The sequence below is a fragment of the Ketobacter sp. GenoA1 genome (genome assembly GCF_003671475.1).
In the GTDB taxonomy this organism is placed as follows: domain Bacteria; phylum Pseudomonadota; class Gammaproteobacteria; order Pseudomonadales; family Ketobacteraceae; genus Ketobacter.
Genome location: NZ_RCHM01000031.1, coordinates 1 through 2,429 on the forward strand (window position 1 = coordinate 1; position 2,429 = coordinate 2,429).

At 51.9% G+C, this 2,429-nt stretch carries 2 protein-coding genes; both read left to right on the plus strand.

Annotation, left to right across the window (positions count from 1 at the left end; translation table 11 throughout):
• The first annotated feature begins 113 nt into the window (after window positions 1–113).
• The gene (gene istA / locus D9N13_RS12880) at window positions 114–1,625 is read left to right on the plus strand and encodes an IS21 family transposase (protein ID WP_290590639.1); all 1,512 of its coding nucleotides are present in this window, start codon (window positions 114–116) and stop codon (window positions 1,623–1,625) included.
• Window positions 1,622–2,395, plus strand: a complete 774-nt coding sequence (gene istB, locus D9N13_RS12885) for an IS21-like element helper ATPase IstB (RefSeq protein WP_290590641.1) — start codon at window positions 1,622–1,624, stop codon at window positions 2,393–2,395. The genes istA and istB overlap by 4 nt, the downstream gene beginning before the upstream one ends.
• Window positions 2,396–2,429 lie beyond the last annotated feature (34 nt).

A 2,429-nucleotide genomic window follows, 5' to 3' on the forward strand; every position in this document is an offset into this window, starting at 1 on the left:
TGTTGATTTGCACCCAAAATTGACCCACCTGACCCCATAATTTGCATCGAATTTTGACCCACGTTCAACTCATCCTGCACCCATTGATGCAGGAGCACTCAGGAGTGATCGACGTGGCGTTATTAAGCGTAATCAGGCGGTGGCATTTCCGCGAAGGGATGCCGATCAGAGAGATAACCCGGCGCACCGGACTAAGCCGTAACACCGTACGCAAATACTTGGCTAAGGGTGTAGTGGAACCCCGCTACCCTGACCGTAAATCCCCCTCCAAGCTCGATGATTACGAGCTGACATTAACCAGTTGGCTGTTTCGGGAGTCTCGTCGGCACCGCAAACAGCGGCGCAGCATCAAGCAATTGCATCTGGATCTGGTACAACTGGGTTATACCGGTTCCTATGATCGGGTCGCAGCCTTTGCTCGACTATGGCGGCAGGAGCAACAGGAAGCCCAACGAACCGCCGCTAAAAACACCTATGTACCGCTCCAATTTGCACCGGGTGAAGCCTTCCAGTTTGATTGGAGCGAAGATTATGTGGTGATTGGTGGTGTGAACACCAAGCTCCAGATTGCCCACTTTCGGCTCAGTCACAGTCGAGCCTTCTTCCTGCGAGCCTACCTGCATCAGACCCACGAGATGCTGTTCGATGCCCACTTTCATGCTTTCCAACTGTTTGGCGGAGTGCCTGAACGAGGCATTTACGACAATATGAAAACAGCCGTGGATAAGGTGGGCAGGGGTAAACAACGCACAATCAATAAGCGCTTTCAGGCCATGGTGAGTCACTACTTGTTTGAAGCCGAATTCTGCAACCCGGCCGCCGGTTGGGAGAAAGGCCAGGTAGAAAAACAAGTGCGTGATGCCCGTCATCTACTCTGGCAGAAAGCACCGCCATTCCGAACTCTGGCAGAGCTCAACACCTGGCTACAGCAACGCTGTTTGGCCTTGTGGCAGGAACTACCCCATCCCCAGGACAAGCGTCGAACTTTGTATCAGTATTGGCAAGTGGAACAGGAAGCCCTGATGGCGGTACCGGCTGCGTTTGACGGTTTTGTAGAATTCACTAAGCGCGTCAGCTCAACCTGTCTGATTACCCATGATTGCAACCGTTACAGCGTACCGGCAAGCTTCGCTAACCGTCCAGTCAGTTTACGGGTCTATCCTGATCGAATTGTGGTGGTGGCTGAAGCGCAGATCATTGCCAGTCATGCTCGGGTGTTTACCCGAGATCATAACGCGACTGGAAAAACCATTTACGACTGGCGTCATTATTTATCGGTAGTACAACGCAAACCTGGGGCATTGCGTAACGGTGCGCCCTTCACTGAGTTACCCAATAGCTTCAAGCAACTTCAAAACCAGTTACTCAAACGCCCCGGTGGCGATCGGGAAATGGCGGATGTGCTGGCCCTGGTATTACTGCATGATGAGAAGCTGGTAGAGCAAGCGATTGAAGCCGCGCTCAGTATCGAAAGACCCTCACGACAACATGTGATGAATTGCCTTAACCGGTTGCAGGATAAAGCCATACCCGAGCCGTTGAAACCGCCACCAGCCCTAAAGCTGGTCACAGAACCCTTGGCCAATACCGCCCGCTATGATGACTTGAGGGAGGGCAAATCATGAACCAGGAAGCCCTGATCAAAACCCTGAAGACACTCAAACTGTTTGGTATGGCCGATGCCGTAACGGATTTATCAGAGCAGGCTTCACCTGCCTATGTTCAGTCTGTGCCCATACTGGAAACCCTGCTTAAAGCCGAAGTTGCAGAACGGGATGTTCGTTCCACCCGGTATCAAATGAAAGCCGCCCGGTTCCCAGCTTATAAAGACTTGAGCCACTTCGACTTCAGCCAAAGTGTGGTGGATGAGGTGTTGATCAAGTCGTTACATCGCTGCGAGTTCTTACAGGATGCCCAAAATCTCGTGCTGGTGGGCGGCCCTGGCACAGGAAAAACCCATCTGGCTACGGCTTTGGGCGTACAGGCGATTCAGCACCACCGCTATCGCGTGCGGTTCCTGTCTACCATTGAACTGGTGAACGCCCTGGAGTTGGAGAAACAGCAAGGTAATCAAGGCCGGCTGGCCAACCGACTCATGAGCACCGACCTGGTCATACTGGATGAGTTGGGTTATCTGCCTTTTAGTCAATCAGGAGGAGCCTTACTGTTTCACCTACTAGGCAAACTCTATGAAACCACCAGCGTGGCGATCACCACCAACTTGAGCTTCAGTGAATGGCCAACCGTATTTGGGGATCCCAAGCTTACAACCGCATTATTGGACCGATTGACTCATCATTGCCATATCATCGAAACCGGTAACGACAGTTATCGATTCAAACATTCAACCACACAACAGAGGGAAAGGAAGTCTAGCAATAACAGGAATATTTAGGCCATAATCGGCCCACTAGGCGGGTCAATATTCG

Bases quoted from the DNA above. Each gene is read 5' to 3' on its own strand.
- istB (WP_290590641.1), top strand. From the start codon at position 1,622: ATGAACCAGGAAGCCCTGATCAAAACCCTGAAGACACTCAAACTGTTT.